The organism is Ruegeria sp. AM9, assembly GCF_056540565.1.
The window spans coordinates 1-25699 of record NZ_JBQFWY010000008.1 but is presented as its reverse complement, the minus strand read 5'-3'; the positions used below and the strand labels follow the sequence as shown (position 1 = coordinate 25699).

Below are 25699 nucleotides of genomic sequence, written 5' to 3'. Positions count from 1 at the left end.
CAGCATCATGCCAATGTACCGATCCAGAACCTCCACCCATGGCCGCAACATGGCCGGTGCCCGTGGCCTGTGGCGCGCCACCGGCATGACCGAGAGCGATTTCGGCAAGCCGATCATCGCCATCGTCAACTCGTTCACACAGTTCGTTCCTGGCCACGTCCACCTGAAGGACCTGGGCCAGATGGTTGCCCGCGAAGTTGAGGCCGCAGGCGGTGTGGCCAAGGAATTCAACACCATCGCGGTGGATGACGGCATCGCCATGGGCCATGACGGGATGCTTTATTCGCTGCCCTCGCGCGAAGTGATCGCGGATTCGGTGGAATACATGGTCAACGCGCACTGTGCGGATGCGATGGTCTGCATCTCGAACTGTGACAAGATCACTCCGGGCATGCTGATGGCCGCCATGCGCCTGAACATCCCGGCGATTTTTGTCTCGGGTGGTCCGATGGAGGCCGGCAAGATCGACATCGAGGATCTGGACGTCAAGAAAATCGACCTCGTCGACGCGATGGTTGCCGCCGCCGATGATCACTACACCGATGAGCAGGTAAAGCACATCGAGGAAAATGCCTGCCCCACCTGCGGGTCGTGCTCGGGCATGTTCACGGCAAACTCGATGAACTGTCTGGCCGAGGCGCTGGGTCTGGCACTGCCGGGCAACGGTTCGACCCTGGCCACCCACGCCGACCGCAAAGAGCTGTTCCTTGAAGCCGGCCGCCGTATCGTCGAGATCACCAAGCGCCACTATGACCTGAACGAAAAAGGCTTCCTGCCGCGCGAGATTGCCACGTTCGAGGCCTTCGAAAACGCCATGAGCCTGGATATCGCCATGGGTGGATCGACCAACACCGTCCTGCACCTGCTGGCCATCGCGCATGAGGGCGAGGTGCACTTCACCATGTCCGACATGGATCGCCTCAGCCGCAAGGTGCCCTGCCTGTGCAAGGTCGCGCCCAACACTGAGAACGTCCACATGGAAGACGTCCACCGCGCCGGTGGCATCTTCTCGATCCTCGGCGAGCTTGGTCGTGCAGGCCTGCTGCACGAAGATTGCAGCACGGTTCATTCCGGCACCATGGGCGAGGCGATTGCCAATTGGGACATTAAGGTCGCCAACAACCCAAAGGCGCAGGAGTTGTTCAAGGCCGCGCCGGGCGGTGTTCGTACGACACAGGCGTTCAGCCAGTCGAACCGCTATAAAGAGCTGGATACCGACCGTGAAAACGGCGTGATCCGCAACAAGGAACACGCTTTCAGCCAGGATGGCGGTCTGGCGGTTCTGTTCGGCAATATCGCCCGCGACGGCTGTATCGTGAAAACCGCAGGCGTCGATCCGGCCAGCCTGACCTTCACCGGCACGGCCTATGTCTGCGAAAGCCAGGATCAGGCGGTCAACGACATCCTGACCGGCAAGGTGACCGCAGGCGACGTGGTGGTGATCCGCTATGAAGGGCCGCGCGGCGGTCCGGGGATGCAAGAGATGCTGTACCCGACCTCGTATCTGAAATCCAAAGGTCTGGGCAAAGCGTGTGCGCTGCTGACCGACGGTCGCTTCTCAGGCGGCACCTCGGGCCTGTCGATCGGCCACGTTTCGCCAGAGGCTGCGGAAGGCGGCGAGATCGGCCTGGTGCGCCAAGGCGACAAGATCGAGATCGATATCCCCAGCCGCACGATCCATCTGGCCGTGTCTGACGAAGAACTGGCCGCGCGCCGGGAAGAACAGGACGAAATAGGCTGGGAACCTGCTGAGCCGCGCAAACGCAAGGTGTCCACGGCGCTCAAGGCCTATGCCAAGCTGACCACCAGCGCCGCCAAAGGTGCTGTGCGTCAGGTCTGATCGATAAGAATCGGTTCCTGAACGGGAACCGATTCCTTCCAACCTCAAAAGGCTCCCGCGCCCGAAACGCACCATCGGCTGCGCCGATGCCACGTTCGGTCTTGGGCCCGGCGCCGCGCAAAGCGCGGCGCCGGGCCCAACCAGAGGAGATGTCTCGTCAGAGACATTGACGATGGGCGGGAGCGTTCTGAAGCACGGTCAGTCGCCGAGTTTGGCGTGAACCTCATTCAGATCAATTTCCCCGATTGGCATCTTGTTCGCCGGATTCTCGAAATCGTATTTGAACAGCTCGAAATCCTGTTTGTAGATTTCATAGACCAGATGCATCGACAGGTCGTCGAAATAATCCTCGACCGGATATGCCCGTTTGGGGCCGTGACCTTCGGATTCGTTGAACCGGGGGATGTCTGCCAGATTTACCGCGTGCGGTGTTTCGAGATTGTCCAGAACACCCTGCATCCCGTCGTTGAACTTCTCGGTCCAGAAAACCCTGTCATACCGTCCACCATTTGCGATGAAGGTCGACACATGACCGGACATTGCCGACCAGTGGATGTCGGGATCCATTGGCCTGCGCCAGCGGATCGTATCCCGTGCGAACAGAAGAAAGCGGCGGAAGCTGGCGATCTGGTCGAACTCACCCTTGCCGTCATCGCCGCCCACCTCGATCCCGTAATTGTAGATCAGCGTCGGAACCAGATTGCCGCGATAGCGTTTGCCATTCCGCTGAATGCCGCAGATCTTGTCGAAGAACGAGCTTAGAATCCGCGTGTAGGGATTGCGCACGCAGGTAAAGGAATAGGAGGCATGGCTGCGGATATTACCGGTGATGCGATCCTGGCTATGGTCAAACGCCCATTTGTGCATCCCGTCCTTTGCGTCGTGGATATCGCCATCAAAGAACCGGCCGTGATCCGAGTAATACATGATCTGCCCAATGGTCGAGCAGGCACATTTCGGCACAACACGGTAAACCATGCTTTCACTTTCGGTCATCCATGTACCGGGAAAACCCATCTGCAGTGCCTCCTCAACGGGTCAAGATTTGCCCTACGCGCCCGCTTTGGTTCTCAAACAATCAAAAATATTCTGTTTATTCAATCGCTCATCCTCAGTATCACGGATCAAACAGGCTAAAACGGACATCACTGATACGATATGGCAAGGATTGCCTATATTCTCTTGTGCCACAAAGACCCCGAAGCGATCATTGCCCAGGCTGGGCAGCTGACCGCCGCCGGCGATTGCATGGCCATTCACTTTGACGCGCGCGCCAGTGCGGCGGCCTATGATCGCATTCGCACCGCGCTGAAGGACAATCCGAATGTTGCTTTCGCCGCCAAGCGCATCAAATGCGGCTGGGGCGAATGGTCTTTGGTGCAGGCAACGCTGAATGCGCTGCAGGCCGCCGTCGATGCCTTTCCCCGCGCCACGCATTTCTACATGCTGTCCGGCGATTGCATGGCGATCAAAACTGCTGAATACGCTCATTGGTTTCTGGACGAGAACGACAAGGATTTCGTCGAAAGCCACGATTTCTTTGCCAGCAACTGGATCAAGACCGGCATGAAGGAAGACCGGCTGATCTATCGCCATTTCTTCAACGAACGCACCCAGAGCAAACGATTCTATACCTCATATGATCTGCAGAAACGCTTTGGCCTGACCCGCGACATCCCGGCGGATATTCAGGTCATGATCGGCAGCCAGTGGTGGTGCCTGCGCCGCCGCACGGTCGAGATGATCCTCGATTTTCTGCAACAGCGCCCCGATGTGAGGCGCTTTTTTGCGACCACCTGGATTCCGGATGAGACCTTTTTCCAAACCCTCGTCCGCCACCTGATCCCGAAGGAAGAGATCGAAAACCGCACCCCGACCTTCCTGATGTTCTCGGATTACGGGATGCCGGTGACCTTCTACAACGACCACTATGACATGCTGCTGGGGCAGGATTACCTGTTCGCCCGCAAGATCAGCCCCGAGGCGCATGAGCTGAAAGAGCGGCTGGGTGCGCTTTACGCCAGCGAAGGGGTCGAATTCAAAATCTCGGATGAGGGCCGCAACCTTTATGGTTTCCTGACCGGGCGGGGCCGCGTTGGCCGCCGGTTCGGGCAGCGGTTCTGGGAGGCGGGCAACACGCTGGGCCCCGAGCGCGAGATTTTTCTGATCGCCTGCAAGAAATGGCACGTGGCCAAACGGTTGGTCGATCAGATCATATCCGAGACGGATATCCCCTGCGTCGAATACCTGTTCAACGAAGAAGAAACTCCCCTGCCCGATCTCGGCGGGATCGAGACGACGCTGCTGAAACGGTCCCGTCACCGGCGCGCGGTGGTGCGGATGTTGTTCGACCATTTCGGCACTGACAAGCTGGTGATCTGCGTCGATCCGGCCAATCTGGATATCATTGAGGATTTCTGTGCCGATCAGGCCAGGACCCATGTTCTGGAGATCGAGTGCGAATATTCCGACGACTACCTGATCGGTCACGCCCGCCGGGTGGGTCTGGCCGGAGAAAACAGCCCCACCGAAACGGTCGCGCGTCTGGTGCCGACGCTGCGAAATTCTATGGCCTATGAATCCGAGCTGATCCGGGCGGCCGGGTTTGACGGGTATTTACGTATCCGGGAAACTAGCCCGCGCGCCGAAAACGAGGCTGCCGTGGCCGAGTTTCTGGGCGTATCAAAAGACACCGCACAAGCCGTGATGCGGCTGGACTACCTGTTTGCGGACTGACCCGGCGGCGCTGTAGCTGCCGCCGGGCCGTATGATCAGATATCGAACTTGACGCCTTGTGCCAGCGGCAGTTCGGGTGAATAGTTCACGGTGTTGGTCTGGCGCCGCATATACGCCTTCCATGCGTCCGAGCCGCTTTCTCGCCCGCCGCCGGTTTCTTTTTCACCGCCAAAAGCGCCACCGATTTCAGCGCCCGAGGGGCCGATATTGACGTTTGCGATGCCACAATCGGACCCGGCTGCGGTCAGGAACTGCTCGGCCTCGCGCATATTCAGGGTGAACACGCAGGACGACAAGCCCTGAGGCACATCATTCTGAATCTCGATCGCCTCGTCGAAATCACCGTACTCCATCACGTAGAGGATCGGGGCAAAGGTCTCGGTCTTCACAGTGGCGGTCTGGCTGGGCATCTCGACGATGGCGGGCTGCATGTAAACACCCTCGGGCACGCCTTCAGTCACCCGGTCGCCGCCAAATACGGTGCCACCTTCAGCTTCCGCCGCTTTCAACGCTGCCGTCATGGCCGCACCCGAGGCTTCGTCCACCAGCGGGCCGATCAACGTACCCTCAACCAGCGGGTTGCCGATGGGCAGACCGGCATAGGCTTTCTTCAGACGGCTCACCAGTTCCGCGCGGATCGATTTGTGCACGATCAGACGGCGCAGCGTGGTGCAGCGCTGACCGGCGGTGCCCACGGCCGAGAACACAATCGCCCGCACCGCCATTTCCAGATCGGCCGAGGGGCCAACGATCATCGCATTGTTGCCGCCCAGCTCAAGAATGCACTTGCCGAACCGCTGCGCCACGATGGGTGCCACCGCGCGGCCCATGCGGGTCGAGCCCGTGGCCGAGATCACCGGAACGTCCTCGCTGGCCACCAGCGCCTCGCCCAGCGCGGCACCGCCGATCAGGGTTTGCAGCAGGTGGTCAGGCGCATCACCAAACCGGGCCAGCGCACGTTCGAAAATCTTCTGACAGGCCATCGCGGTCAGCGGGGTTTTCTCGGACGGTTTCCAGATCACCGTGTCGCCACAGACCAGCGCCAGTGCAGCGTTCCACGACCAGACCGCAACCGGGAAGTTGAAGGCCGAGATTACGCCCACCGGACCGGCAGGGTGCCAAGTCTCCATCATCCGGTGACCGGGGCGTTCCGAGGCGATGGTCAGACCATAAAGCTGGCGTGACAGACCCACGGCAAAGTCGCAGATATCGATCATCTCCTGCACTTCGCCCAGACCTTCGGACGTGATCTTGCCCGCCTCCCAGCTGACCAGCGCGCCCAGATCGTCCTTGGCGGCGCGCAGTTCTTCGCCCAGCAGGCGGATCAACTCACCCCGGCGCGGGGCCGGGACCGTACGCCATGCCTTGAACGCCGCTTTGGAACGGGCAAAGATCGCATCCATGTCATCGGCAGGCGTTTCGTGCACCTCGGCCAGCAGGCTGCCGTCAATGGGGGACCGCACGGCCAGAGTGCCGCCGGTCAGCTCAGCCTCGGTCAGGTCCAGATTTGCCAGTGTGGTTTGCGCAGTCATAACGATGTCTTTCATATCTCAGGCCGCCTTGTTCTGTTGGGTGACGTCACCGGCGCGATAGAGCCGACCAAATTCTGTGTTGAGGAAATCGGACAGGTCCACCTGCTCCTGCCGGACAAACCCTGTGCTGGGCAGAGATCCCGTGCGCATCAGATCGACCACGCCCAGAACGCCCGCGGCGGTGGTGACCTGAATGGCGCTCCAGACCTGGCCGTTGATGGTGCGGGCAAAGCTCTTGTTGATCAGCGATTTCTCACGCAGGGAACCGTCGATCATACCCTTGGCAGTGCAATAGACCAGCACCACATCCTGATCGGTGCGCGGCAGAGCGGTCTCGAAAATGTCCTTGAGCAGATCGCGGCGGCGTTCCAGCCCCAGATCCTTGAGCAGCAGCTTCAGGATATCGCAATGGCCGGGATAACGGATCGAGCGATAGGAGACCGCCCGTGCCTTGCCCTCAAGCGTTTCCGGCAACGTGCCCAACCCGCCCGAGGTATTGAAGCATTCGTACTCCACCCCGTCATGGCCCAGCACCTCATAATCTTCCAGCGGCGCGGTCTTGACGCGCTCGCCGTTCACGATGGCATCGCACGGGTTGCAGTATTCGTTGATCAACCCGTCGGTGGACCATGTCAGATTGTATTTCAGTGCGTTGGTCGGATAGAGCGGCAGAGCGCCGACGCGCATATGCAGGCTGTCCAACTCGTCGAATTCCGAGGCCAGCGCCGCCCCGGCGATGCCAACAAAACCCGGCGCCAGACCGCATTGCGGCATGAAGGCGGTTTTGCTGTCCTCGGCCAGCTCACGCACCGCGTTGGTGGCGGCGACGTCTTCGGTCAGGTCAAAGTAATGCGCGCCCGCTGTCTTGGCGGCTTTGGCTATTTTGGGTGTTAGAAAGAACGGCGCCGCCGAGATGACGGCATCGAACCCGGCCAGCCCCTGCGCCAGCTGCGCCTCATCCCCCACATCAATCTGCCGGGTCGCAATGCCCTGCTTGTTGAGCACCGACAATGCGGCCAGATCGCGGTCCGCCACGGTGACCGAGTAATTGGGGGATGATTGCAGCAGGCTGGCAATCATTTGACCGATCTTGCCTGCCCCTATGACACAAATATTCCAGCTCAAAACGCGCCTCCTCTTTCGTCTATTGAAAGTATGGGGCGCGGGTTGTTCGATCCGCAGGGGGCATCTTGACGAAAACGTCGAAAGTTACGTCATTATGACGATACTTTCGTCATAATGACTCAGGCGATCCGCGCCATGCCAGATACGGCCATCTCAGAGCCGACGCGGCGCTGGAACCAGCACGTAAGGCTCAGCGACTTCGGGGCGGGGAAAGGAGGACATGACATGTGGTTTGGCTTACGGCCAGACCCTTGGAAACTCGCATAGTCAAATCAACAACATCCGTGATTTTTGTGTCCAAATAAGCTACGGTACAGCCAATTGGGCCTATTTGTTCGCACAATTTCCTGCGTCCGCGCGGCCCGGCCAGCGCAGAACGCCCCGTCGGGCCGGTCATGAAATTCCGTGTGACCGCTGCGGCCTGACTTGGGCACAAGACACAGCGTTGGTTCTTTCAAGCGTTTCACGGCTAAGTTCAGGGGGGAACAGACGTGCCTAAGGACCCGATTGAAAACACCATTTCCTTTACTCCAACCGAACCCGAATGGGCGTTGATACAGGACATCCTGCCTGCGGATGATCCGGCCGCCATCCGGCCGCATTTCGAATGTTTCGAAGTGGCCGAGGAAACGGTTCTGCCCTCGCAGGGCATGTATGTTGTGCTAGGCGGCGAGGTTCAGCTGCGGCAGGACGGTGCGGTTCTGGCCACTGCCGATACCGGCGATTATTTCTATGAAGAACATCTGGAGATTTTTGACATCCCCGTCAGCCTCGAGGCGCTGGCCACGCCCGGCACCAAACTGGCTTATCTGTCCTCCAACCACTGGTTCGAAATTCCGACCAAGGTGCGTGAGGCCTGTTATGCCACCCTGTTCGGCGATCTGGTCAGCGTGCATCTGCAGAACTTCCAGCAACCGATCAATTGCTGCAGCGTCACGGCAGCGGCGCTGAGCATGTCGGCGCTGGGGTTCAGTTGCGAGGTGAACGACATCTTCCGCGAATGCGCCTTGCCGACCTCATTTGTCGTCAACGACGGTATTTCGCTGGGCGAGCTGTACGATGTTGCCTGTACCTTTATCCAATCGCAGGGTCTGCGCGACCGGGTACAGGTTCAGGCCTATTTCATGGATGAGGCCACCACCTCGGTCGAGCTGCTGTTGGAAGCGATTGACGAATCCAACCGTCTGGGCGGCGACAACGACATTCTGGTGGCGAATTTCCAGGTCGGCGTGGCTCATGGCAAACCGAATATGCCGGGAGGGCATTTCGCCATCATCGCCAAATGCAATCCCAGCACCGGGCTGGTGCATATGATGGATGTGCACCCCGAGAAATACGGCAAGCTGTGGGTGACTACGGTGGATCGTATCTGGGCCGGGATGTCGGACCGCGACGGAACCTCGATGCGGTCGCGGGGTATCCTGCGGTTCTCGGCGCGCGAGGCGGTGAAGACCAACCTGCAGACGCTGCAGCAGGACTGCAACTATGTCGACAGCACGCAGTACTTGGCCAAGGACCCCAAGAAACGGCGCAACCTGTTCCGGCGGGCCAGCCCGAATATGAACTCGCTGGGGGTGCTGGCCGAAAGCCTTGCGATTCTGGGCGATGCGCAGGTCGATGAAGACAAGCTGCTGATTGCGACGCAAACCAATTTCACCGACGCGCTCAGCCGGGTGTCCACCGCAAAAGAGATGCACGCGCTGGCGCAGCGCTATCTCAGCCAGTCGCCCGACGTGCATCTGGGCAGCACCTTCCACGGCTATTCCACCCGCAGGGGCGCCGAGGACAAAGCGCCCGAGGATTGGTTCCGCGACAAGCTGCGCAGCCTGAACGAAGATCAGGACCGGCACCTGATGATCAATATCGACTTCAACAGGGTTCTGGGGTTCGAGGTCATCCGCCCGCCCGAGAACGTGTATCGCGAGACCGCCCTGCTGGAAGAGTTCTGGTGCCTTTGCATCGCCTATGACGAGGAAAATGATCTGGTGACGGTGGTGGATATGAGCCCCGCCACCTCGCAGGTCTGGCAGGCGCCGCGCGGGCATATCTTCCGCGGCCTGCGCGACCTCAAGAACCCGGCGATGCTGGTGATCGAGGAACACGAGCCACCCGAAGACCCGACCGACGTTGCCCGCATCGTGGCGCGCCACCCGATTGTCATGTTCTATGCGGATGAGGACCCGTGGTCCTACATGCTGCGCAGTATTCTGGCCAATATCGGCATCACCAGCGTCAAGCTGATCGACATCGAAGGCCACGGCGCCAATGTGATGAAGATGCGGCGGCAGCTGAACGTGCTGACGGGCAAGGAAAAGGCACCCTACCTGTTCTTTCAGGGTGAATGTCTGGGCCGACGCACCGATATTGTCGACATGATCCTGAAAGGGCATCTGCAGGAACGCGTGCGCGAGGCCGGGCTGCCGGTTCTGCTGCGCCATGAATCCCCCAGCCTGGACAAGAACATCTTTGGCTATCCCAAGGGCGGGCTGACCGATGCGCCCACCGAAAAGCGCAACGTGCTGCTGTGTGCCTGCGGATCCTCGGCAGCGGACAAGGTGCCGGAACTGGTGGAGCGGATCACCGCGGCCGGTCACAACGTGAAACTGATCCCCTCGGTTTCGGCCGAGAAATTCTTTCGTGATTTCGGCACCGAGCGGATCGAGAAATGCATCACCCACAATGACTATTACCGTGACGATGACGAATGGAACTTCCGCTATATCGAATTCGGAATGCCCCTGCGCGCCTCGCATCTGGCGCTGTGCGACTGGGCCGATTGCGTGATCGTGGCGCCGGTGACGTGCAACTCGATGGGCAAGATCGCCAACGGGATTGCCGACAACCTGCTGACCTCGGTCTTTGTGGCGTGGCAATACCGGAACAAACCGGCGATCCTCTGCCCCGCCTGCAACACCAACATGTGGAACAACGTCACCACTCAGCGGAATGTGGAAAAGCTGCGTGATCTGGGCATCGATCTGGTCGGCCCGCGCAAGGGGCGGCTGTCGAACGGCATGATGGGAATCGGCATGATGGCGACCCCGGACCAGATCATGGAGGTGCTGGACGAAGCCTTCGAAGAACTGGCCGATCAGGAGCACAATATCTGCAGATGGGCGCAAGAGGCCGCCGCCTCGGATGATATCGCGCAATGGGGCCGGGTGTTTCAGGCCATCGACACCGGCATGGCCGGGATCGACATCGTCGATGACAGCAATGGCGACACGCTGCTGCACTACGCGGCCGGTGGCGAAGGCGAGATGAACGACGATGGGATGGATCTGGGCAAGCCCGACCTTGAGGCCGCGCAGGCGCTGATCGACCGGGGCATCAACGTCAACGCCACCAACGATCACGGCTTTACCAGCCTGCATGTGGCGGTGATGAACAACTCGGTCGAGATGGTGGAAATCCTGCTTGGGGCCGCCGGGATCGACGCCAGTTCCTGCATTCACTTCCTGCAGAACCCGAACAACACCAGGGATCACAAGCTCTCGGAAGAGATCGTCGGGATGCTGGACGACTGGGCCAACACCCACACCCTGACCGAGCTGGCGGAAGAGGACGAAAGCGATCTGATCGAGGATCGGGAAAAAACCTATCTCTATTTCACCTACGGCTCACTCAAGAAAGGGTTCCCCAACCATGATGCCCATACCGAGGTGCTGGACGATTTCGTGGGCGAGGCCATAACCCGCCAGCGAATGCCCCTGATCGTCCCGCACGAGCCGCATTGCGACAACCCCAATTGCGGCTTCCTGCACCGTATGGCTACGCTGGTCGACCAGAAAGGCCGCGGCAAGGCGGTGAAAGGCGAGGTCTATCGCGTCTCGTCCTCGGGGATGAAAGAGTTGGACAAGCTGGAAGGTTATCACGGCCCCAACGCGCCCGATAACGTCTATGTGCGCAAACGGATCAACGTGCTGATCAACGGCGTGAAAAAGCCTGCCTATACCTATGTGATCGCGCATCCGACCAAATACCTGGATCAATGGGAGCAGGGCACGTCTGACGTCTTTGCCGAATACACGCTGGACATGGCCACGGGTACGCCCAAGCCGGGCTATCAGCCACCGGCCTAGTTCTGGATTTCGATCACGACCTCATCCTCGGACCCGGCCTTGAGGCTGAGGTTGTAAGCCGTGATCGCCACCATGCACAGCAGGACAAAGGGCCAGAACGCGGCCTTGGGGTACAGGTTGTCCTTGTAATGGATGAACCGCAGCGAGGGCACCGCCTCGGACGCGAACAGATAGGTGTTGATCGAGACCGCCAGCAGCAGGAAATACATCAGGAAAAAGAACGACTCCATGTAGATCACCGGCGATCCGGCAAAGCCTTCACGCAGTTGCACATGGGCCAGCAGGATCACGAAGAACAGGACCGAGCAGGTGCCGATCACGCTGGAGGTGCTGAAATCATGCCGTTCGACCAGATTGGGACGGCGGGTGACGGTCATCACGGCACCGAACAGCAGCATCGTCACCACGATCAGCGGGATCATGTGGACGATGAAGGCATTCCCGAAGTTCCGCTTGATGACGAAGTTGTAGTGCAGTTCCGGTTGGTTGGTCTGGAACTCGTTTTCTCCGATGCCCAGCGTGGTATCCAGATCGGACTGGCGATAGTCGAAATAGGTGTTTTCGCGCTCCCATGTGCCCATGACGATACGGGGGTCAATGCCAAAGATATCCTCGGGGCCGGTGGCGGGATAGGCCGAAAAGTCCGGTATTAGAGCCACATTCACGTCAAACTCACCGGGCCAGAACCGCACCCAGACGGTTTTGTGGTCGAACGGATAGCTGGTGTAGTCAAAGCTCTGCCGCAGGGTCTGTTCGAAATACCAGCCGATCAGCTCAGACCCGTCCTGGTCCATGCGATAGACCTCTTCGATCAGGCCATTCGCTGCATCGGTGGCCTCGGGCAGGATGAACCCCACCTCGCCCTCGGCGGGTTTGATGGCATCATGAATGCCATCTTCGTAATGCTGCCAGATATAGCCGCTGACATGCACGTCGCTGGCGCCGACAAAGCTGAAGGATTTGATGAAAATGCCGGTCTTCACCCGGTATTCCGGCACATTTCCCAGCTTTTGCAGATACTCATCGACCGAAGCCTGATCCGGCAGCTGCGTCGGGTCACCTTCGAAATGGTTCAGCGCGACCAGAAGCCTGAAGAGCAGCACTGCCAGACCAAAGGTCAGGGCGCCGGAAATCCACCAAACCTTCTTTTCGATGCTCATTCAGCCCCTCTCATGCGTGGTCCAGCTGCCGACGAGGGACTGCGTGACGCCCATCTCGGCGAACCGCGCGCCCAGTGCGTCAAAGTCTTCATGCGCGGACATGGGAATGCCCCAGCCGCCGCACGCGGCCAGAACCTTTGCGTGCTGAATCGACAGATCGACCATCGGCAGGGGTTCATCAGCGGTGAACTTGGCCAGCGCATCCGCGTATTCCGTGGCCCTGTCCCATTCCTGCCGCGCCAGCATGACGGCGCTGGCATCGGGATAGAAATGCAGATGGCTATGGCCCACGCAGCCCTCGGCAATGATCTGAGCACCCAGTTTCAGGTGCTGATCCTGTTTGTTAGGGTCTGTTTCGGCCATGGCCAGCGCCGACAGCGCCTTTGGCCCCACAAAATTGCGACCGTGTTCCAACGCAATCTCAACAGCGTGCTCACCGGTCGCACGCGCCTGTTCCAACTGCCCTGCATAGACCTGCGTGCGGGCCAGATGCTCCAGCGCCTGCGCCTCCAGCCGCTTGGCGCCCACGCGGTTGGCGATCTCGGCGGAAACGGTGAAGGTCTCCAGCGCCTGATCCAGTTCGCCCAAAAAGGTGTGCGCCACACCCAGACAGGTCTGCGCCACACATTCCGGCACAAAGGCAAAGTACTTCTGCGAAACCTCGATCGCCTCCTGCGCGTCGCGCTTTCCCTGCGCCACATCACCGGTATAGCTGCGCGCCACGCTGAGGTTGTGCAGGTTCGCCGCCAGATCGCGCACCAGCCCCTTTTCGCGCGCCCGCTCGACCGCTTGCGTATAGAACCCGGTGGCGGTCTGCATCGTCGCGTTCATGAAATTGGCATCGCCAAACCCGCTGAGTGCCCCAACCTCCAACCGGGCCGATTCCAGCTTTCTGGCCAGTGTTAGAGCCTTTTCGTTGCTTTGCAGCGCATCCTCGACCCGGCCCAACGGGAAATAGACATTGCCGCGCACATAGTTGATCTGGGCAATGTCGCGCTCGGACCCGCACCGCTCGGCCGCAACCTCGGCGGTGTCGAGGCTTTGCAGCGCGTCCTTGTACAAGCTGGCCTGCCGCGCCGCCTGCGCCAGCCCGATATGGGCCCGGCTGACCTGTTCATCGGTCTCGGCCAGATCGGCAGCCTCTTTGAACTCGCGCAGGGCATCGTCCGACAACCCCTGCAGGCGATGTGTTTCGCCCCGCGCACAGAACAGATCGAACCGCACCCCGGACGGGGCGGGCAGTTCCAGCGCCCGTTCGATCAACGGGCTGGCATCGTCGAATTGGAAGGCCTGGATCAGGTTTTCGGCGGCGTCCAGATAGGCTTGGGCGGCGTTCGTCGCGCCTGCCCGGTCCAGATGCTGCGCCCGCAGGGTGGCATCACGATCCTCGAACCATTTCGCGGCCTGACGATGCAGCCGCGCGCGTTCGGATTTGACCAGCGTCGCGTAAGATCCGTCGCGGATCAGCGCATGAGCAAACATCAGATCGGTCCCGGCCTCACGGATCAGGGCCGAGCGGATCAGGGTAGATACATCCAGATGCCCCTCGCCCAGAATAAAGTTCAACACCTCGGGCGAGAACCGCTGGCCCAATACCGAAGCCGCCTGAATCGCCGCCCGGCTGGACCGGTCCAGCGCATCCAGCCGTGACTGCACGATACCCTGTATGCTGCCGGGAACGGACTCGCGTTTCAGTACATCGATATTGCGCAAGAGCTGTTCCAGAAACAGCGGATTACCCCCGGCGCGCTGCACACAGGCGTCCAAAAGCTCGGGGTCGATGCCGGTAAACTCCTCGACCAGTTGCAGGGCCTGATCCTCGCCCATTGGCGCCAGTTCCAGTTTCGAGATCAGCGCACCATCCGTGCTCATCTGCCAGTCGCGGTTGATCGGATCACCCTCGACCCGGCTGGTCATCAGCAGCACGCAGGGCAGATCGCGCGTGGTCGCAGCGATATGGGCGCAGGCGGTCAGGATATCCGGTGCGGCCCAGTGGATATCCTCGATCTGGATCAACATGGGCGCATCACGGCTGCGCGCGGCGATCAGCTCATCAATCACCTGCCGCCGTCCGCGCTGACGGGTGGCATTGTCCATCACCGCATAGACCTCGGCCAGTCCGGGGTCTTGCTCCAGTTCCAGCAGCGCGTTCAGATGAGTGGCGTTCGACGGCGAAACCCAGCCCTTGGCCACCGCCTCCTGCGCCATCGCGGCACAGGTCGCCGCGTCATCGGCGGCCTCAAGGCCCAGAATACTGCGGGCAACGGATTGAATGGCCGAGTGCCCCTCACGCGCACCAAAATCCATCACCACGCCATTGTGGATCGAGTAATTCAGTCCACCGGCCATCTCGGCCACTTGTTCGGACAGGTGGGTCTTGCCGATCCCCGGTTCCCCCAGAACGATATGGACCTCGCCCTTGCCATGCTGCTGGCAGCGGTCGAATGTGGCCGAGAACAGCGACAACTCGCGCTCGCGCCCGACAAAGCGGTGCCGGCGCGACCGGATGTTGCGTGCCAATCGGTCCAGCCGCCACAGCTCGACCGGTTCATTCAGGCCCTTGATGTCCTTCTTGCCCATGCTCTCACCGACAAAAAGCGGCCCTAACGCGCGCTGAATGTCATGTGAGACAAAGGTCTCGCCGGGCACAGCCATGTCGGTGATGCGCGAAGCCAGATTCACACCATCGCCGGTCACCGTGTATTCCGTATGCGCCTGACTGCCGGTTGTGCTGGCGATCACCTGCCCCGAGGCGATGCCGATATGGCACGACACCGGCGGGTTCAGGCTAGGCAGAACCGCGTGAATCTCCAGCGCCGCGCGGGCCGCGCGTTCGGTGTCGTTGGTGTGGGAAATCGGCGCGCCGAACACCGCCATGACCGCGTCACCGATATGCTTGTCGATCCGACCGCCAAATTTCTCGACCACGTGATCCACCTTGGCAAAAAACGCGTTCAGCAGCGCGTGCATGTCCTCGGCGTCCAACTCGCTGGTCAGGCGGGTAAAGCCGGTGAGATCGGCAAACATTACCGTGACCTGCCGCCTGGCGGGCTCGGGCGGGGTGTCAGGTTCATAGGGCTGCACGGCTTCGACCGCCTCAAGCTCGGCAATCGCGCGCAGCAGCCTGCGGCGGTCTCCGACAGCGGTCACTCCGATTTCGATCAGGTCTTCACCCGTCAGGTCGGGCAGAATTGCGAAATCAATTTTGTTATCCAAAAAGGCTTGCGCGTATTCAGAAAGTCCAAGCGCGCCCAGCCAGTCCCTAAGGTCCTGAGACATGTCGCCCCTCTGAAGCCCCCTTACTTCAGAGTCAGACCTAGCACAGCAGACCCCTTTGAGTCTGCAATAGTTAACGAAATTAATGTTTATGTCCGCCCATATGCCTGAGATCGGGGCACTCGACCTTTTGGCCTTCGGGCTAAGCGCCCGAAAACTTCACTTGCGTGTCTCGTCCAGAACACTTCGTTCCCCGGACAGGGTCAGCTCGTAACTCATCGGGTTGGACCGCGCGATCACACGACCTTTGCGCACCACGGCCAACCGGTGGGCGCGCAGCCGGATCGCCTCGATCCGGTCGGTGGCCTGCATCAACACGAAATTGGCGGCACAGCCCTTGGCGACGCCATACCCCTGCAAGCCCATGATCCGGGCCGAGTTTTCGGTGACCGCATCGAAACACCACGCCATATCGGCGCGGCTGGACAGCTGCCCCACATGCAACCCCATGAAAGCCACGTCCAGCATGTCGGCCTTGCCCAGCGAATACCACGGATCCATCATGCAATCCGAGCCGAACCCAACCGTGATCCCGGCATCGCGCAGCTCGCGCACACGGGTCTGGCCGCGACGTTTGGGATAGGTGTCGTGACGGCCCTGCAGCATGATGTTGATCAACGGGTTCGGGATCGCGTGCACCCCGGCCTCGACCATCAGCGGGATCAGCTTCGAGACATAATAATTGTCCATCGAATGCATTGAGGTCAGATGCGACCCCGCAACCCGGCCATTCAGACCCAAACGTTGGGTTTCATAGGCCAGAGTCTCGATATGGCGGCTGAGTGGATCATCGCTTTCGTCGCAATGCATATCGACCATCAGCCCACGCTCGGCCGCGATTTCACACAGCAGGCGCACGGATTCCGCCCCGTCGGCCATGGTGCGTTCGAAATGCGGGATGCCGCCCACCACATCCACACCCATATCCAGCGCGCGGAGGGTGTTCTGCATCGCGGTCGGGTCGCGCAATACGCCGTCCTGCGGGAAGGCGACCAGTTGCAGGTCCAGATACTCCTTCACCTGCTCGCGCACCTGCAACAGCGCCTGTACGCCCTTGAGTTCATCATCGCAGGTATCCACATGGCTGCGGATCGCGCCGATGCCCTTGGCCACCGCCAGTTCGCAATAGCGAAGGGCGCGGGCGACGATATCCTCGACCGTCTGGATCGGCTTCAGCTCACCCCACAGGGCAATCCCTTCCAGCAAGGTGCCCGAGACATTCATCCGCGGATTACCCAGTGATAGAGTCGCATCCATATGAAAATGCGGGTCGACAAAAGGAGGGGAAACCAACTGCCCCTCGGCGTCGATCACCTCACCCGCTGCGGCGGTGATCCCGGGCTCGATGGCGGCGATCCTGCCATCTGCGCAGGCGATGTCCACGCCGGTCTGGCCATCGGGCAGGGTGGCATTCTTGACGATCAGATCGAACATGGCGGCTCCTATCGTTGGCCTTTGAACCAGGGGGTAAGCAATGCGCGCGGATAATCCGCCGACCGCGCCGCAACGACAAGCGCGATGATCGACAGGATATAGGGCGCCATCAGGAACACCTGTCCGGGAACCAGCGCCCCCATCTCGGTCTGCAACCGCACCTGCAGCGCATCGAAGGCGCCAAACAGCAGCGCCCCCAGCAACGCCTTGCCGGGGCGCCAGCTGGCAAAGATCACCAGCGCGATGCAGACCCAGCCGCGCCCGTTGACCATGCCAAAGAAAAAGGCGTCAAAGGCGCTCATGGTCAGGAAAGCTCCACCCAGTGCCATCAGGGCCGAGCCCGCAACGATCGCTCCGATCCGCAACCCATAGACCGATAATCCTTGCGCATCGACACTGTCCGGGTTGTCGCCCACGGCCTTGATCGCCACACCCAGCGCGGTGCGGTTCATCACATACCAGACCACCGCGACCAGAAGCAGCGCCAGCCATGTCAGGGCGGTTTGCTGGAACAATACAGACCCTAAAAAAGGCAACTCGGACAGAACCGGCAAGTCCAACGGCTGGAAAGGTTCGATCCGGGGCGGCGAGGATACGTTCGGCAGCGCGGTACGATAGGTGTAGTAACTGACCGAGGTGGCAAACAGCGTGATCCCCAATCCTGAGACATGTTGCGACAGCCCCAGCGGCACCGTCAGGATCGCGTGCAGCAGGCCGAAGAACGCCCCGGCAAGCGCGGCAACCAGCACTCCGCCCCACAGACCCGCACCCAGCCAGACCGCCATCCAGCCACACATGGCACCGACGACGAAAATCCCCTCGATGCCGAGGTTCAGCACCCCTGCCCGTTCGCAGATCAGCGCGCCCAGCACGCCAAAGATCAAAGGTGTTGCGATACGCAGGGAGGCCGCCCAAAAGCTTTCGCTGACCAGAATGTTGAGAATGTCCATCATGACGCCACCCTCGAGGTGCTGGCACGGACGATGCGATAGCGGGCAAAAAAACCGCCGACCAACACGCAGAGCAGGGAAACGGAAACCACCAGATCAGCCAGAAACGAGGATACGCCCATGGCGCGGCTCATACTGTCGGCGCCCACAAACACGGACGCGATGAACAGTGCCGCAATGACCACGCCCGCCGGTGACAACCCCGCGAGCATCGCCACGACAATGCCGGTATAGCCGAAGCCGGGCGACAGGTCGGCGGTCAGATAGCCCTTGAGCCCCGCAACCTCGCTGACCCCCGCCAGACCGGCCAGCCCGCCCGACAGGATGGCCACGCCAAACAACGAGCGGTTCACGTTGATCCCCGCATGACGCGCGGCGGCGGCGTTCTCTCCCACCGCCCGCAACCGGAACCCCCAGACCGAGCGCGCCAGCATGAATTGGGCCAATCCGGCCAGTATCAGGGCCACAATCAGCCCCGAATGCACCCGCATCCGATCCATCAACGGCGGCAGCATCCCCTGATCCAGGACCGGCGCCGATTGCGGCCAGCCCAGGCTCATCGGGTCCTGCAACGGCCCTTCAAGCATCATCTGCACAAAGATCAGAATGATGAAGTTCAGCAGCAGCGTGGTCACCACCTCATCCGCGCCAAATCGCGTTTTCAGATAGGTCGGCGCAACCATCCCCGCAGCCCCCGCCACCGCGCCCAGCATAACAATCAGCGGCAACAGCAGGACACCGGACACATCCAGCACGCCGGACCCGATCGCCACAGCGGCCATAGCGCCGAGATACAACTGCCCCTCGGCCCCGATATTCCACAGCTTGGCGCGAAAGGCCAAAGCCGCTGCAAGGCCGGTGAAGATCAGCGGCGTGGCGCGGGTGAGCACTTCGGAAAAGGCAAAAACAGAGCCAAACACGCCGCGAAACATCTCGACATAGGCTGTAATCGGGTTGGCCCCGGCGGCCAGCAGGGGAATGGCAGCAAAGCCCAGAGCAATTACGGCGGACAGGATTGGTACGCCCAGGGTAAAGGCGCGCGACTGGGTTTGGCGAGGCTCAATACGGATCATGCCGGTTCTCCCGCCATCATCAGACCGATCTGTTCCCGGTCGCGGCTGGGGGCCTCGTGCAACTCTCCGTCGCGGATGACCACGATCCGGTCGGCAAGGCCCAGAATTTCGTCGAGGTCTTCAGAAATCAACACCACCCCCGCACCCCGTTCGCGGGCCTCCAGCAAACGCCGCCCGACCTCGGCCGCGGCCCCCATGTCCAGACCGCGGGTTGGTTGGTTGGCCAGGATCAGGTCAGGTGACTGGTCAAACACGCGCGCGAGAATGAGCTTTTGGATATTGCCCCCGGACAACAGCCGCGCGGGGGCCTCAACACCCGGCCCGCGCACATCGTAAGCCTTGGCCAGTCGTTCGGCGTTTTCGGAAATTGCCTCGCGTCGCAGCAGGCCCCGCGATTGCACGTCGCCATTATCCAGCCGCTCGACGATCATGTTCTCGGCCACACTCATTGCGCCGACGATACCTTCGTGGTGGCGATCTTCGGGAATACGGCCAACGCCCGCTCGCACCATCGCAGCAGGGCTGGGGGTGCCGATTTCGACGCCATTCACCTGTATTAGACCCTTTGTTGGCCGCACCAGGCCCGAAATTACATTGGCCAAACCGCTCTGCCCGTTACCCGACACCCCGGCAATCCCGAGGATTTCATGCGCGTGCACCGTCAGATCAACCCCGTTAAGCGTGTCGCGGTTGGATCGGCCTGCGACCGACACGCCCGACAGGGCCAGCACCGGTGCACCTGGCGTCATCGCGGCACCTGCCAGGTCCGGCGTATCCGCCCCGACCATCATCCGGGCGATGGATTTCTCATCCGCCTCCGAGGTCGCCATCTCACCCACTTTCCGGCCATGGCGCAGAACAGCAATGCGGTCGGAAAAGGCAAGAACCTCGCGCAGCTTGTGGCTGATGAAGATGACCGACAGCCCCTCGGCCGTCATCATGCGGATATTTTCGAACAAGGTGTCGGCCTCTTGCGGGGTCAGTACAGCGGTGGGTTCGTCCAACACCAGTATCCGCGCCTGCCGATAGAGCGCCTTGAGGATCTCGACCCGCTGCCGTTCCCCCACCGACAGCCGTCCGACCGGCGCATCCAGCGGCGCAGTCAGGCCGCTTTGGGCGATGATCTGTTCAACCTTGCGCCGCGCTGCACGCCGGTTGCGGCGCAGGGCGAACAGGGGTTCGGCCCCCAGGGTGATATTGTCCAAAGCCGAGATATTCTCGGCCAGTGTGAAATGCTGGTGCACCATGCCGACCCCTGCGGCCAGTGCCACCTGCGGATGGCCCAGCGGCAGCGGTCGCAAAACACCCGTCTCGTCAGCGACTTCAATAGACCCTGAATCGGGCAAATAGTGCCCAAACAGCATATTCATCAGCGTGGTCTTTCCCGCGCCGTTTTCACCCAGTAATGCTAGGACCTCACCCTTGTTCAGGGTCAGGCTGACATCGTCATTGGCGATGACCGGGCCGAAATGCTTGCTCAGCCCGTTGAGCTTGAGAACTGTGGTCATGGGGAAAGCGGGCCGGCGCAGGGACCGGCCCGAGTGCCATCAATTGTCCGAGACCGGCCGGTCATCGTTGACATTCACGCGGAACAGACCGTCCAGAATCTCTGCCTGGCGCGCGTTCACCGCTTCGAGCACATCAGCCGGAACCAGTTCCTCATCCAGAACCATCGAGCCGCCGCCATAGCCCATAAAACTGTACTGGCCGTAATCTGCGGCCTCGAACGAACCACCGGCGACATTGGCGATCGCCTTGTCGATGGTCGGCTCCATATGCCACAGGGCCGAGGCCATGATCGTGCCGGGATAGTCGCCCGACGTGTCGATGACGTTGCCCACAGCCTTGACGCCGCGTTCAACCGCCGCATCCGATACGCCAAAGCGTTCCGCATACATGATGTCCGCCCCCGCATCCATCATCGCGATGGCGCTTTCCTTGGCCTTGGGCGGGTCATACCAGCTGTCGATAAAGGTCACGAGGAAGGTGACGTCCGGGTTCACCTCGCGTGCGCCGTCCATGAAGGCGTTCATCAACCGGTTGACCTCGGGGATGGCGTAACCGCCGACCATGCCGATCACGTTTGATTCCGTCGCGGCGCCGGCCACCATGCCGGTCAGGTAGGACGGTTCATGAATCCAGTTGTCGAAAACCGAGAAATTGGGCGCCACCGGGCCAAAGGACGATCCCATCAGAAACGCCGTATCGGGATAGTCCTTCGCCACCTTGCGGGCGGCGCGTTCCAGACCGAACACCTCGCCCACGATCAGCTGCGCGCCCTGCTCGGCATATTCGCGCATCACGCGCTCATAGTCTGTGTTGGCCACGTTTTCCGAGAACACATATTCAATGTCGCCCCGCTCGGCCGCCGTATTCAGGGCCTTGTGGATGCGGCTGATCCATTGCTGTTCCACCGGCAACGTGTAAATCGCCGCCACCTTGACTGTTTCTGCTGCCGCCAGCCCGGCGGAATACAATGTTGATGCCGCTGCGACCGCGGCCAGCAGCACTCTGCGCGTTAATGTTCTTTTGGTCATATCTCTCTCCTGTGTGGCGGGATGGCAGCATTTTTTTACTGTTCAGTCAATTTTTTCATGCGCTTCCACAGGAAGTTCGATCACGTCGCAGCACCTTTGACCGATTTTTGGACACTCCCGTCCTGCGACCGTCAACGGCGTGGGATCGCGTGTCACAGCCTTGCCATTGGGCACCGGGCCGGAAAGTCCAAATTAGGTTTGCATCACTCAACCAATGATTGTATTTCGGTGGAGTGCGAGTTTTACTTTTGCCGGAAAACTGCGGCACCCGGGCAACAATTGTGCAGATGCAGAATAAATCCACCCAAGGATATATTTTCCATCTTAAGTTTTTTACATCGCGGGTTTATCCGGGACGCCGTTTGATTGCTTGTTTAAGCGGTAACAGCTGCGCTCAGATCTCAGGGTAATTTTGCGATGTTGGATTTTGCCTCTTCCACGGCTTCACAAAACAGGCCTGCGGATCAGCCAGCTCCGGATGCGGCACCATCAGGCCTGTACCCGGGTCTGGGCAAGCGGGTCTTTGACATCATGTTTGCCTTGCTGCTTCTACCGGTCGTTGCGCCGGTCATTGCGCTGCTTTGGTGCATCGTACGCCTTGACGGCGGTCCGGGATTTTTCGGTCATACCCGCGTGGGAAAAAATGCCAAGCCGTTCAAATGCTGGAAGATTCGCAGCATGGTGGTGGATGCCGAAACGCGCCTGCATGCCTATCTGGGCGCCAATCCCGACGCCGCGGCCGAGTGGGAACGCGACCATAAACTGACCGACGATCCGCGCATCAACCGGCTGGGGCACATCCTGCGTAAGACCAGCCTGGACGAGCTGCCGCAAGTCTGGAACGTGCTGAAAGGCGAGATGAGCTTTGTCGGCCCGCGCCCTGTTGTGGCCATCGAACTGGTCAAATACGGCAGTTCCGCTTCGGCCTATCTGGCGCAGAAACCGGGGATCACCGGGCTTTGGCAGATCTCGGGGCGCAACGATATCAGCTACGCCGAGCGGGTGTCGCTGGATGCCGCCTACCTGACCCGCTGCAGCTTTCTCAGCGACGTCAGGATCATCTTTCTGACCGCTTCGGCGGTGTTTCTCAGAACCGGGCGGTAACCGGGCGACGGACCTTTATTCTTGCTTTGTGACCGTGTAGAGAGCAGCGGCACACGCGTTTGGCGTGTGTCTGGCATTTGGGATCGTATATTTGATATGAAGCAGTCTCCGATACAGGACGCGCAGTTCAAAACGAACCGGTCCCAGGCAAATGACGCGCCGCAAGATGACGTCATCGACCTGAGCGCCTTGGTGGCAACGCTGTGGCGCGGCAAGTGGATCATTGGCCTGACCACCACCCTCGCCATTCTGGTCGGAGCCTTCTATGCCTTTGTCGCTGCCGTCCCGATCTACAAATCCTCTGCCGTGGTCATGCTGGAAACCGAGCAGGCCAGCGTGATCGACCTGCAAAGCGTCGTGGGCGGCCTGGCCGGTGACACCGTCGAGGTCAATTCCGAGCTTGAAGTGCTGCGGTCCCGCGGCCTGATGGGCAAGGTTGTCGACAAGCTGGACCTCGTCTCGGACCCGGAGTTCAACGAAGAGCTCGTGCCCGTCTCGGCGCTGGAAGGGGTCAAGCAGTTTATCCAATCCCTGTTTGGCGCCAATCCCGACGCGGGGCTGGTCCCCGAGGATCTGGCCAAGCAGCAGACCCGAGACGATGTGATTACCGCGCTGCTCGAAAATGTATCGGTGCGCAACGTGCCGCAAAGCCTGGTGTTCGAAGTGACCGCCGAGACGGAATCGGCGCGCAAATCGGCCCTGATCGCGGACACCATTGTCGAGCTTTACGTCCTGAACCAGATCGAAGTGAAATTCGAGGCCACCGAACAGGCGACCGCCTGGCTGACCGATCGTGTGGCCGAGTTGCAGATCGATCTGGAAACCGCCGAAGCGAAGGTCAACGACTTCAATTCGACAACCGCGCTGATCTCTCCCGAAGCGCTGCAATTGCAGGAAGTGCAGCTAAAGGATCTGCGCGAACGCAGCATCTCGGCCGAGGCGACCCGCGCCGCGGCACAAACCCGGTATGCGGCCTTGATCGCCGCCGACAGCCGCGCGGCCCGGGCCGAGGTCAGCCAGGACCCGCAACTGCAACGTCTGCTTGGCCAGATCGACAGCTCCGACACCGGTGAGGCCGCCTTTGACACCGCTTTCCAGCGCTTGGTTGCGCGAACCGCGCTCGAAGCCCAACGGGCGACGCAACAGGTTCAGGCGCTGACGCTGTCAGCCGAAGAACTGGGCCAGAAGATCGCGCAGCAAAATGCGGATTTGATCACGCTGCAGCAGCTGGTCCGCGAGGCCGAAGCCGTTCGGCTACTCTACGAATATTTCCTGGCCCGGCTGAAAGAGACGTCGGCGCAAGAAGGCATCCAGAAAGCGGACAGCCGGCAATTGTCGCGCGCCGTGATACCCGGCGAGCCTTCCGAGCCAAAAAAGTCCCTGATCCTTGCCCTTTCGGCCATTTTGGGCCTGATGCTAGGGGCTGGTATCGTGTTGCTGGCCGAGGCCCGACGCAAAGGCTATCGCTCGGCGCAGGAGCTGGAGCGCAAGACCGGATACAGCGTTCTGGGTCAGATTCCCGTCTTTCCCGCCCGCGGACGCCGCAAGGTGCTGGAGTATCTCGCCGAAAAGCCCTCATCCGCCACGGCCGAGGCGGTGCGCAACCTGCGCACCTCGCTGATGTTGTCCAATGTGGACCGCCCGCCGCAGGTTGTGGTGATCACCTCTTCTTTGCCGGGCGAAGGCAAGACGACAAACGCGCTGGCGCTGGCGCAGAATTTTGTCGGGATCGGCAAAAAGGTCCTGCTGGTCGAGGGAGATATTCGGCGCCTGACCATGACGGCACAATTACTGGGTGCGCCCCAGAACGGGATTGTTTCAGTTCTGGCCGGGGACGCAACGGCGCAGGAGGCCATTTTTCAGGACCCGCTGCTAGGCTGTGACATTCTGGCTGGCGAGAAGACCTCGGCCAATGCGGCAGACCTGTTTGCGTCGGAACGGTTCCGGCAGTTCCTCGAAGACATGCGCCAGCAATATGACGTCATCCTGATCGACACGCCGCCGACCCTGCTGGTGTCGGACGCGCGCCTGATTGCGCGCAACGCGGATGCGGTGCTGTTGACCGTCAAATGGAATGACACATCCGAACAGGACCTGACCGAAGCGATGCGCCTGTTCCAAACCGACAATCAGCGCCTGACCGGTCTTATTCTTGGTCAAATCAATGTGCGCGGTGCGCGGCATTACGGGTATTCGTACGGCAGCTACGCCGAGACGTATTACAACAACTAAAAAACGCGCCCGTTTTCCGTTTTGTGAGGGGCGTGTTTTTATCGTTGTGTCTAGGTGATTTTAGTTTGTGCTGACGGTGCTGGTTGTAGTTGTGCTGTTTGAGGAACCGCCGCCGCCTGCGGCTGCGAGGCCTGCGGCGGCTGCGGCGACGCCGAGTGCGGGGGCGACGAGCGGGACAAAGCCGGTCACGCCCTCCTGGGCGGCGGCGTCGCGCGCGGCGCGGGCCTCATCGCTCTGATCTGTGCCGGTCGTGCCGGAGGCGTCCTGCGCATAGGCGCCGGTGGCCGAAAGCGCCAGAATCAGAAGTGTTGTTCTGATCATCGTTAGTCTCCTAAAACGGGTCTTGGGCGCAGGCTAACACAACCGTCTGGGCCTGAGAATGCCGCATCCGCAAAAAACGCGCGGATTTGCCGGGAAAGCCCGGTTTTTCAGCGGCTTGCGGCAAGGTTCACCGCCGCTGCGGCCGTGGCCATACGGTGTCGGGCCTCTGCGCAGTTTCCCGTTTAAATTGCAGCGCAGCCACAAACACCCGGGAAAGCCCGCATCCGCGAATTGCCACAAGACGCCACCGGCAAAACCCGCTAATCAGGCGCCGTAAAAAAGCGATAAACTGACGTG

At 60.6% G+C, this 25699-nt stretch carries 16 protein-coding genes; 5 read left to right on the top strand and 11 right to left on the bottom strand.

Annotation, left to right across the window (positions count from 1 at the left end):
* The first annotated feature begins 7 nt into the window (after window positions 1-7).
* The gene (ilvD, locus tag ACR0DO_RS13915) at window positions 8-1840 is read left to right on the top strand and encodes a dihydroxy-acid dehydratase (protein WP_480559567.1); all 1833 of its coding nucleotides are present in this window, start codon (window positions 8-10) and stop codon (window positions 1838-1840) included.
* A gap of 198 nt (window positions 1841-2038) precedes the next feature.
* Here the strand turns inward: ilvD and ACR0DO_RS13910 are convergent, their stop codons facing one another.
* Window positions 2039-2857, bottom strand: coding sequence for a sulfotransferase family protein (locus ACR0DO_RS13910; RefSeq protein WP_480559565.1), 819 nt, complete (start codon window positions 2855-2857; stop codon window positions 2039-2041).
* A 141-nt stretch (window positions 2858-2998) separates the two neighbouring features.
* Here ACR0DO_RS13910 and ACR0DO_RS13905 point away from each other — a divergent pair, with 141 nt between their 5' ends.
* Window positions 2999-4576: a DUF5928 domain-containing protein gene (locus ACR0DO_RS13905; protein WP_480559563.1), complete on the top strand. Its 1578-nt coding sequence runs from the start codon at window positions 2999-3001 to the stop codon at window positions 4574-4576.
* 35 nt (window positions 4577-4611) lie between these two features.
* Here the strand turns inward: ACR0DO_RS13905 and amaB are convergent, their stop codons facing one another.
* Window positions 4612-6123 (bottom strand): L-piperidine-6-carboxylate dehydrogenase, encoded by a 1512-nt coding sequence (gene amaB / locus ACR0DO_RS13900; RefSeq protein WP_480559562.1) that lies wholly within the window; start codon window positions 6121-6123, stop codon window positions 4612-4614.
* A gap of 3 nt (window positions 6124-6126) precedes the next feature.
* Window positions 6127-7233, bottom strand: a complete 1107-nt coding sequence (locus ACR0DO_RS13895; protein WP_480559560.1) for a saccharopine dehydrogenase family protein — start codon at window positions 7231-7233, stop codon at window positions 6127-6129.
* A gap of 491 nt (window positions 7234-7724) precedes the next feature.
* On the opposite strand from ACR0DO_RS13895, the gene ACR0DO_RS13890 reads away from it, so the two are divergent.
* Window positions 7725-11315, top strand: coding sequence for a flavoprotein (locus tag ACR0DO_RS13890; RefSeq protein ID WP_480559558.1), 3591 nt, complete (start codon window positions 7725-7727; stop codon window positions 11313-11315).
* On the opposite strand, the gene ACR0DO_RS13885 is transcribed toward ACR0DO_RS13890, so the two are convergent.
* From ACR0DO_RS13885 to ACR0DO_RS13855, 7 genes are all read right to left on the bottom strand, one after another.
* Window positions 11312-12475 (bottom strand): hypothetical protein, encoded by a 1164-nt coding sequence (locus ACR0DO_RS13885; RefSeq protein ID WP_480559557.1) that lies wholly within the window; start codon window positions 12473-12475, stop codon window positions 11312-11314. The two genes, ACR0DO_RS13890 and ACR0DO_RS13885, sit on opposite strands and share 4 nt — an antisense overlap.
* Entirely contained in the window at window positions 12476-15754 is a 3279-nt protein-coding gene (locus tag ACR0DO_RS13880; protein WP_480559555.1) for an adenylate/guanylate cyclase domain-containing protein, read from the bottom strand.
* 156 nt (window positions 15755-15910) lie between these two features.
* Window positions 15911-17185, bottom strand: coding sequence for an amidohydrolase family protein (locus ACR0DO_RS13875; RefSeq protein WP_480559553.1), 1275 nt, complete (start codon window positions 17183-17185; stop codon window positions 15911-15913).
* Window positions 17186-17193: 8 nt separating this feature from the next.
* A complete protein-coding gene (locus ACR0DO_RS13870; protein ID WP_480559761.1) occupies window positions 17194-18135 on the bottom strand; it encodes an ABC transporter permease in 942 nt (313 codons plus the stop codon).
* The gene (locus tag ACR0DO_RS13865; protein ID WP_480559759.1) at window positions 18135-19205 is read right to left on the bottom strand and encodes an ABC transporter permease; all 1071 of its coding nucleotides are present in this window, start codon (window positions 19203-19205) and stop codon (window positions 18135-18137) included. Before ACR0DO_RS13865 ends, ACR0DO_RS13870 begins: the two co-directional genes overlap by 1 nt.
* Window positions 19205-20716 (bottom strand): ABC transporter ATP-binding protein, encoded by a 1512-nt coding sequence (locus ACR0DO_RS13860; RefSeq protein ID WP_480559551.1) that lies wholly within the window; start codon window positions 20714-20716, stop codon window positions 19205-19207. Before ACR0DO_RS13860 ends, ACR0DO_RS13865 begins: the two co-directional genes overlap by 1 nt.
* Before the next feature lie 39 nt (window positions 20717-20755).
* Window positions 20756-21745 carry a BMP family protein gene (locus tag ACR0DO_RS13855; protein WP_170447503.1) on the bottom strand — a complete coding sequence of 330 codons (990 nt, stop codon included), beginning with the start codon at window positions 21743-21745 and terminating at the stop codon, window positions 20756-20758.
* 417 nt (window positions 21746-22162) lie between these two features.
* Here ACR0DO_RS13855 and ACR0DO_RS13850 point away from each other — a divergent pair, with 417 nt between their 5' ends.
* Entirely contained in the window at window positions 22163-22849 is a 687-nt protein-coding gene (locus ACR0DO_RS13850) for a sugar transferase (RefSeq protein WP_480559549.1), read from the top strand.
* 96 nt (window positions 22850-22945) lie between these two features.
* Window positions 22946-25081 carry a polysaccharide biosynthesis tyrosine autokinase gene (locus ACR0DO_RS13845; RefSeq protein WP_480559547.1) on the top strand — a complete coding sequence of 712 codons (2136 nt, stop codon included), beginning with the start codon at window positions 22946-22948 and terminating at the stop codon, window positions 25079-25081.
* Between the two features lie 60 nt (window positions 25082-25141).
* Here ACR0DO_RS13845 and ACR0DO_RS13840 read toward each other — a convergent pair whose 3' ends face one another.
* Entirely contained in the window at window positions 25142-25402 is a 261-nt protein-coding gene (locus ACR0DO_RS13840; protein WP_170447508.1) for a hypothetical protein, read from the bottom strand.
* Between the last annotated feature and the right edge of the window lie 297 nt (window positions 25403-25699).

Coding starts and splice junctions, on each gene's coding strand:
- ACR0DO_RS13850 (WP_480559549.1), top strand. CDS start 22,163: ATGTTGGATTTTGCCTCTTCCACGGCTTCACAAAACAGGCCTGCGGAT.
- ACR0DO_RS13885 (WP_480559557.1), bottom strand. CDS start 12,475: ATGAGCATCGAAAAGAAGGTTTGGTGGATTTCCGGCGCCCTGACCTTT.
- ACR0DO_RS13870 (WP_480559761.1), bottom strand. CDS start 18,135: ATGGACATTCTCAACATTCTGGTCAGCGAAAGCTTTTGGGCGGCCTCC.
- amaB (WP_480559562.1), bottom strand. CDS start 6,123: ATGAAAGACATCGTTATGACTGCGCAAACCACACTGGCAAATCTGGAC.
- ACR0DO_RS13905 (WP_480559563.1), top strand. CDS start 2,999: ATGGCAAGGATTGCCTATATTCTCTTGTGCCACAAAGACCCCGAAGCG.
- ACR0DO_RS13910 (WP_480559565.1), bottom strand. CDS start 2,857: ATGGGTTTTCCCGGTACATGGATGACCGAAAGTGAAAGCATGGTTTAC.
- ACR0DO_RS13845 (WP_480559547.1), top strand. CDS start 22,946: ATGAAGCAGTCTCCGATACAGGACGCGCAGTTCAAAACGAACCGGTCC.
- ACR0DO_RS13880 (WP_480559555.1), bottom strand. CDS start 15,754: ATGTCTCAGGACCTTAGGGACTGGCTGGGCGCGCTTGGACTTTCTGAA.
- ACR0DO_RS13855 (WP_170447503.1), bottom strand. CDS start 21,745: ATGACCAAAAGAACATTAACGCGCAGAGTGCTGCTGGCCGCGGTCGCA.
- ACR0DO_RS13860 (WP_480559551.1), bottom strand. CDS start 20,716: ATGACCACAGTTCTCAAGCTCAACGGGCTGAGCAAGCATTTCGGCCCG.
- ACR0DO_RS13875 (WP_480559553.1), bottom strand. CDS start 17,185: ATGTTCGATCTGATCGTCAAGAATGCCACCCTGCCCGATGGCCAGACC.
- ilvD (WP_480559567.1), top strand. CDS start 8: ATGCCAATGTACCGATCCAGAACCTCCACCCATGGCCGCAACATGGCC.
- ACR0DO_RS13840 (WP_170447508.1), bottom strand. CDS start 25,402: ATGATCAGAACAACACTTCTGATTCTGGCGCTTTCGGCCACCGGCGCC.